Origin of the sequence: Clostridium aciditolerans (genome assembly GCF_016316925.1) — a bacterium.
Classification (GTDB): Bacteria; Bacillota; Clostridia; order Clostridiales; family Clostridiaceae; genus Clostridium_AM; species Clostridium_AM aciditolerans.
The window spans coordinates 1-6,961 of the sequence record NZ_JAEEGB010000058.1 but is presented as its reverse complement, the minus strand read 5'-3'; the positions used below and the strand labels follow the sequence as shown (position 1 = coordinate 6,961).

Below are 6,961 nucleotides of genomic sequence, written 5' to 3'. Positions count from 1 at the left end.
TTTTGCCTATTTCCTCTAAGGCTGTAGCAAAATCAATATTACTATTGCCCCAACCATCTATAGATACAATAGCTCCATCAGCTCTCATTCCTTCTATCCAAGCAGCTGCTCTTTGAGCAACAAAAACCTTGTCTTCATTTTCCTGCGGCGTTCCTGCCACTATGATTCCAAGGAGGTCTACATCTCCATCATTGGATACTACATTAAGTAAAGGATCTCTAAAATGATGTGAGGTAGTTTCCTTCGTAGATGGTCCAATCCCCAAATTTATCACCTCTGATTAACAGATTAGTGCATAGCTCTCAATGCACCATCTCTATACTCATTAGGACTTAATAATATAGGCATATTACCCATATCAATTATTGACCTGCATCCTAAGAAACCACCTGGCTCTTTCCCTAGAAGCCCTGTATCATACATAGCTCCTTGTCCCGCTACTTGTTTCAAAATAACGACTTTCTTTTTGCCAGGTTTTATTTTGTCAAAATATTCGTACCTTTCATTGCATAGTCTTCCATTCATTTTCTTTAGATAAACCCTTATTTCTTGGATTATTTTATCACAAGCTTCATGAGCCGCCATAGGTCCTGGTCTGCTTGTGCCTTTGCCTGAGTGTAATGTAATATCTACATGAATTATAATATCATTTTTATCAGGAGTACCTGCTCTTCCGAAGACAACCTGTTCTTTTAATATGCCTTCTGATGAACCAAATTCTGCAACTTGAATTCCATCTTCATCAACTCCTGTTAACATTACCATCACTCCTGTTAAAACATGAGTGATTCCTTCCCCCATTCTTCCAAGAACCTTTGTAGCTACTGGTGAAAAATCCATTATTGAGTTAACAAATATGTTATGATTATTTGGATTAACTATGCTTATATTTATATCTTTTATAAGTTTTTCATCTACTGAGGCATTATCAACTACATCTTTTCTTAGATATAGTATGCCATTTTCAATATATGTTTTTTCAGAAAACTCAACTTTTTCTATATGAAAAGTCTTTATTGTAAGTCTTCTCATCTCTATTTCTTTTTCCACACATATCACCACATCTTTAATTTAAATATACTTTATATAATTACAAGCCCCACCTATGGGGACTTGTAATTATACTTATATTTCATAGTAACTTTTTCTTATATTTCGAAAAAGTATGCATTAATTAAACTTTTGCTATATATTCGTATGGAAGTGGAACTATTGTTCCTGCTGTTGGTATTTTAATTAATTCTTGTAATGTTTCTTTTACTATTGCTGTTTGCATAGCAGGATCATTTGGAGCTCCTGCATTAGCACCCATTGGAACTCTTGGAGCAACTGCTCTTGGAGTACCTGTTTGTTTAACTACTGGAGGTAACGCTGCTATAACTATAGTAGGTATACCTGCCTCTTCGATTGCTCTCTGCACCAATACTGCAGAGCGGTGGCAAGTTCCTCATCCAGCAGTTAATACAACTGCATCTACGCCTTCGTCTTTTAATATCTTAGCGATAGCTGGACCTGTTTCATTTTTGAATTTTTCTTGGTTTCCGCCGCCGCCCATGAATCCTACATGAGTTGGAGCAACTTCTTTTATAAATCCTTCTGCTGCAAGTTCTCTTAATCTATCTATTGGGAACATGCAGTTAACGTCTTTATTAACGTCTCCGTTATCGTATCCACCGTGTGATACCATAAGTTCACCTGATGGAGCATCTCCTGGTATTGTTCTGTAAGTAAAGTCTCCTGCTAAGTTAAATCTCTTATCTGACTTTAAGTGTACTCCTGCTGCTGTAGCTAAAGCTACTTTCATGTCTTTAAGTTCTTTTGTTACAGGAGTCCAAACTGGTGGTGGAGTTATAGGAACAAATATTTCTGATTGTAATCCTTTAACAACTGTTAAATCCATTATATTTTTCCTTCCTTTCTATTTCTTATATCTATATTACTAACATATTTTTCATTGACTTCTTCTGAAAGAACTTCTAAGAAGCTCATTTTGAAGCCAACTTCCTGACCTACCTTTAACGGATAGTCAGTTATTAACATCCTCATAGGTACTTTTAAGTAACCTAATCTTCCTTTAAGATCTAATGCTACAGCGCCATCTTGTATTTCAACAATTACGCCTTGCATTTCGATAATCTTGTCACCGTATTTTAAATCCATATAAAACGCCTACTTTGTTGAGTATTTTTCTAATCTCTTTTGGCTCATAGGAACAACCGTTTCGTTTTCAACTCTATTAATTGATTTTCCTGCAGTTTTTTCTAATAACTCAAGATTGCTTTCCTTAACATTTGGATTCCATTTTCTTTCTGAAGCCTTAACTTCTTCTCCAGCCATAGCTGTCTTTAACATTCCTAATGCTCTTACAGCATCTTCTGGACATAAAGTGTTACATGATAAAACTTCGTTTTCTATACCAGCTTCTGACTTGTTGTTATCAACCATATATTTCATGTATGGGTTACCAACAACTAGAGCTCCTTGAACTGCACAGAATGACATACCTACGCAAGGTATTCCTCTCATACCAATTTGCTCAATGTGGCTTGCAAAGTCGATGTGGTTGTTTCCAAATCCTTCTGTTGTAACAACTGCTCCATCAACGTCCATAGCTTCTACAGTCATACCTAATCTTTCTGATACATAGAACTTTTCGCTGTTTATTTGAGGACTTCCTACAAATATAACTCCGCAAAGGTCTACTTCTGGATCATTCATAGCTTCCATTACTAATGGCTCTCTCCAGTAGTGTCTTGAACACTCTTTTGATGCAGGTCCTATACAAGTTAATGCGTGGATACCTCCATCTAATACTTCAAGTGGTGATAAAACTACTGGAACGTTTCCTAAGTCAACGTTTGGTTTTCCACCAAGTACTCCAACTGGTTCAACTGGTAGTATTAAGTTATCGTGCATAGCACCTTGACCCATTATTTCCTTAACAACTACAACCTTTTTCTTTCCTGGTCTTCTCTTTTGCTCAAATACTTCTGTTCTTGCTACTAAAGAATCATCTAATTTCTTTAATGCATCTCTGATTTCTTGAGTAATAAAGTCAGTTGCAGTATGCGCAGCAAGTGGACCTGGTCTTTCCATGTTTGTTCCAGCTGCAATTATAACTTCAGTCTTTATGAATATTTCTCCTTTGTCTGGAGCTCCTGGTCTACCAAATTGGATGTTTTCTTCTAAAATACCTTCTGATGAACCAAATTCACCTATTTGAACTCCATTTTCATCAGTACCTGTAACTACTACTATAACACCATCAATTACTCTAGTGTTTCCTACACCTATTTTGCTGTCTGCTTCTTTAGTAGCTATTGGTTGAACGTCCATTATTGTTTCACTGTATGTGTTGTACTTATCTGGAGTTATGATATCAACCTTTATAGACTTAACTAAATTACTTACTTTAACAGCATCATCGGAAACATTTTCTCTTATATAAAGAGTTGTTCCTTCGATTTTTGTCTCTGGTCCAAATTCTACTTTGTCAATTTTGAAGTATTTTCTTGTAAGACTTCTTAAAACCTTTTCTTCAAGCTTAACTTCTTTAGCTGCTGGAACCTCTGCTGCAGCAACAGCTTTTTGAGCCTTTACTGCTAATGGAGCTTGTGGTACAGCTGGTGCTGCTGGAGTTGTTCCTCCAATATTTAAAGGTACTTCGATATCAATACCTTTTCCTTCAGCTATCTTAATTCTAAGAACGCCGCCGGATACACTTGTTGTTGCTTTTGGTGCTTCTACCATTGTTATTTCCTCCTCATATCCTTCTAACATATCAGGTGTTACAGGAGTTAATGCTGGTGCATCTACTCTTAATGTTGCTCCAATAACTTCTTCTCTTGTTAAAACTGCATCATGTAATGTTAATAATAATGAGTCTTCAAGTTTTTCAAAGTTCATTGGGTTTTCTAAGTCTTCAACACTAATAGTGTCTCCTGCTTTTTTATTGTATTTTAAAACTGCTTTTTCGCTTCCCTCAGTTAACTCTTCAGCTGCTGCTTCTGTTTCTTCTTCGGAAGTCATTACACTAGCTCCTTCTACAAGATCTGGAGTTATAGGTGTAAGTGAGTCTATTGTTTTAAGTAATTTTGCTCCTAAAACCTCACCTATCTTTAAGCAGTTATCTGGTATAGTTAAAAGTCCTGAATCCACCATATCAGGGAATATGCCTGGATCCTCTAAATTGTCTGCTGATATTACTGTTCCTTCTTCAGTTCTACAACATACAACAGCTAACTCATTTTTAAGCTCCATTGCATGTTCAGCGCTCATTGACATATTGGGTTACCTCCTTTATTCTTCGTCTAGTCTTCTTGTTAATGTATGATCAACTGTCCTAAATATATGGTCTGTATGATGATATACAGGCAGACCAGCTTTTGGTGCACAGTTCATAACGGTATTTGAGCAGTCACTGCAATTAGATATTAATACTCTTTCTGCTCCTTCTTTCTTTAGCTGCAAAACTGCAGCTGTTTGGCCTGGTCATTCTCCAGGTGTCTTACATTTTGCTACACCTTTGTTTTCCACTATGTTTTTACAATTTACAACTGAAACTACATCTGATCCCATTTTGTTAGCTATGTCTCTTAATCTTGCTTCATTTGCTCCGCAAGCACATACTAAAAGTCCCATCTTTCCTTTATATTCTGGAAGAGGTATAGTTACAATAGCTCCGCCTGAAGTCTTTGTAACCATGGCTTTTTCTAATTCTTCGGACTTCCCAGTGTATGGTCCACCTACTACAAGTTCACCATATTCACCTTTAATTCCACCAGCTTTTTCTACTAAGCTTTTTATAGATGTTCCAACTGGAACTTGGAAAAATACGTGAGAGTCTTTTCCACTCTTAAGCTTTCCTGCTACAGTTATATCTTTATCTATAACTGGCTTTCTATCTTCAACAGCCCTAGTAATGTTAGCAAGAGTTTCGCCATTCATTACAACGCATTTTGCTTCTAGTGGAAGCTGATTTGGTTCAAGCCATTTCCCAAATATACCATTTATTAATGCTCTTTCTTCTCCCATTGGATAAAGGTTTTTTAACTCACTAACCTCTATATCAGTTCTTCCTTTTAATGCATCCTTAAGAGAAGCTACTGCCTTTTTGTTTTTAGCTTTTATTCCTATATAGCCTTTAGGAGCTCCTGTTGCTTTCATTGCATACTCTATGCCTCTAATGACTATTCCTGGATTCTTTTCTAGCAATTCTATGTTATGTCTAAGAACAGGTTCACACTCAACACAATTTGCAATAATATATCCATCTGGAATATTAGCTTTTATTTTAACATGAGTTGGAAATCCTGCTCCACCAGCACCAATTATGCCAGCCTCATATATGCTATCAATTATACTGTCACACTCTTTAATTTTTACATAGTCCTCTGACTGAGTATCATAAGCCTCGATAACGATTTCAGTATCAGTTATATCTGTTACTTTTCCTGATACACTCGTATGAATTCTTGCACCTAGACCTGTTGGTTCAGCAATGCATTCTCCCCTCTTAACTTCCTGACCTACCTTAACAATCGCAGCATCAGGTGCACCAATGTGCATTTTAAGGGGGAACTTATATAAAGTTGCCATATGATCCCTCCTACTTTTTTTTACATAATTTTTATAAGCAACTTTTATGCCAATAAAATTAGTTTCTCTTGAACAGCTATAAAATATGCTAATACAATGCTTTGTGGGCTATATGGATTTTTTATAGATGTAAACAATATATGATTTGTGTAGTTTTTTTTGACACATAATATCCAAAAAATCGTCACATTATGCTAAGTTTTGCTTATTATCTAAAAAAATCAGTATATTTCGTCATTTTTATAGTCAAAAAACTGACACCATTAAGCATTCATTTATATTTTGTTTTATCACACAAAATTTATGTAAAAAAATAAAGGCTATACATGGTATTTTAACCATGTATAGCCGTAAAACTTTTAATTAAACTGAAACATCTACATCTTTTTTCTTTGTTGCCGATCTAAACATCATTACAGAAGTGTAAAGAATAACTACTATAACTAGCCATGTTAGTATCTTTAAAGGAAGTGATTTTACAATATATGCAGCTATAAGAACACCTATAGCACCAAATATAGTTATTGCCATAGAAGCTTTTCTATCATATGCTCCTTCTTTAACGAATTTAGCTGATGCAACTGGCATTAAGAATGCACAGGATCCCATCATTATTGGGAATGCTACTTTAGGGCTCATTCCAAGTGCAAATACTAGTGCCATACATGGAGCATAAAGTCCTATTCCTAGTGTCATAAGTGCTCCTAATATAAAGTTAACTATTACCGCTACTATAAGCTTTCCTCCTGTAAGTCCTATAGCATCTCCGCCTACAGGCATTAATTTCAATTGACTTGCAAGCATCAATAATGCTACTACTAATAATGCTATTCCCATTCCAATTTGTACCTTTTTCTCATCAAGTTTCGAAACAATACCTGCACCTATAAATGCTCCTACAGTAGCTGAAATTAACATTGCAAACAAAGTTACTGTTTCAACTTTTATAACAGTTATGAATATTAGCGCTTCCACAACTACTGGAATTGTACACGCTACATTAAGAGTACCTGGTATTGTTCTATCTTTGCTAAGTTTAAAGAACTTAAGTAACGCTGTAGTAGGAGCAAAGCTACCAATACCAAGGGTATCTAAAAAGTTTGTTAAAAATCCTACTGCTCCAAGCGCAAAGAAATTTGTCTTTTCAAGGTTTCCCTCTTTTGATGTTTTAGCATAGTCTTTAAAGAACACAATTGCAAAATAAATTGTCAAAAGCAGAAGTAATCCAGATACTACTTTAACCATTATAAGTCCCCTCCATATTTTATAATTATTTTTGTAATACTAATTTATTTTATTTTGATACAAAATATTACTTAATTAGAAATTTTTCTAATATTATTTTAATATAAATCCATGTTTA

Annotated in this window: 7 protein-coding genes; all 7 read right to left on the bottom strand. The window is 35.3% G+C overall.

The features are described 5' to 3' along the window. On the bottom strand, nt 1–265 hold a 265-nt coding region (locus I6U51_RS25240; RefSeq protein WP_281396560.1), incomplete at its 3' end, for a glycine/sarcosine/betaine reductase component B subunit. A gap of 23 nt (nt 266–288) precedes the next feature. Next, nucleotides 289–1,050 carry a proline reductase cluster protein PrdD gene (gene prdD, locus I6U51_RS24185; RefSeq protein ID WP_211145104.1) on the bottom strand — a complete coding sequence of 254 codons (762 nt, stop codon included), beginning with the start codon at nt 1,048–1,050 and terminating at the stop codon, nt 289–291. A gap of 124 nt (nt 1,051–1,174) precedes the next feature. Beyond that, entirely contained in the window at nt 1,175–1,900 is a 726-nt protein-coding gene (prdB, locus tag I6U51_RS24180; RefSeq protein ID WP_178906713.1) for a D-proline reductase (dithiol) protein PrdB, read from the bottom strand. Beyond that, nucleotides 1,900–2,160, bottom strand: a complete 261-nt coding sequence (locus I6U51_RS24175) for a CBO2463/CBO2479 domain-containing protein (RefSeq protein WP_178906712.1) — start codon at nt 2,158–2,160, stop codon at nt 1,900–1,902. Before I6U51_RS24175 ends, prdB begins: the two co-directional genes overlap by 1 nt. A gap of 9 nt (nt 2,161–2,169) precedes the next feature. Then, nucleotides 2,170–4,284 carry a D-proline reductase (dithiol) proprotein PrdA gene (gene prdA / locus I6U51_RS24170; protein WP_211145103.1) on the bottom strand — a complete coding sequence of 705 codons (2,115 nt, stop codon included), beginning with the start codon at nt 4,282–4,284 and terminating at the stop codon, nt 2,170–2,172. A 15-nt stretch (nt 4,285–4,299) separates the two neighbouring features. After that, the gene (prdC, locus tag I6U51_RS24160; RefSeq protein ID WP_246517675.1) at nt 4,300–5,598 is read right to left on the bottom strand and encodes a proline reductase-associated electron transfer protein PrdC; all 1,299 of its coding nucleotides are present in this window, start codon (nt 5,596–5,598) and stop codon (nt 4,300–4,302) included. A 363-nt stretch (nt 5,599–5,961) separates the two neighbouring features. Further along, the gene (locus I6U51_RS24155; RefSeq protein WP_211145101.1) at nt 5,962–6,843 is read right to left on the bottom strand and encodes a sulfite exporter TauE/SafE family protein; all 882 of its coding nucleotides are present in this window, start codon (nt 6,841–6,843) and stop codon (nt 5,962–5,964) included. Between the last annotated feature and the right edge of the window lie 118 nt (nt 6,844–6,961).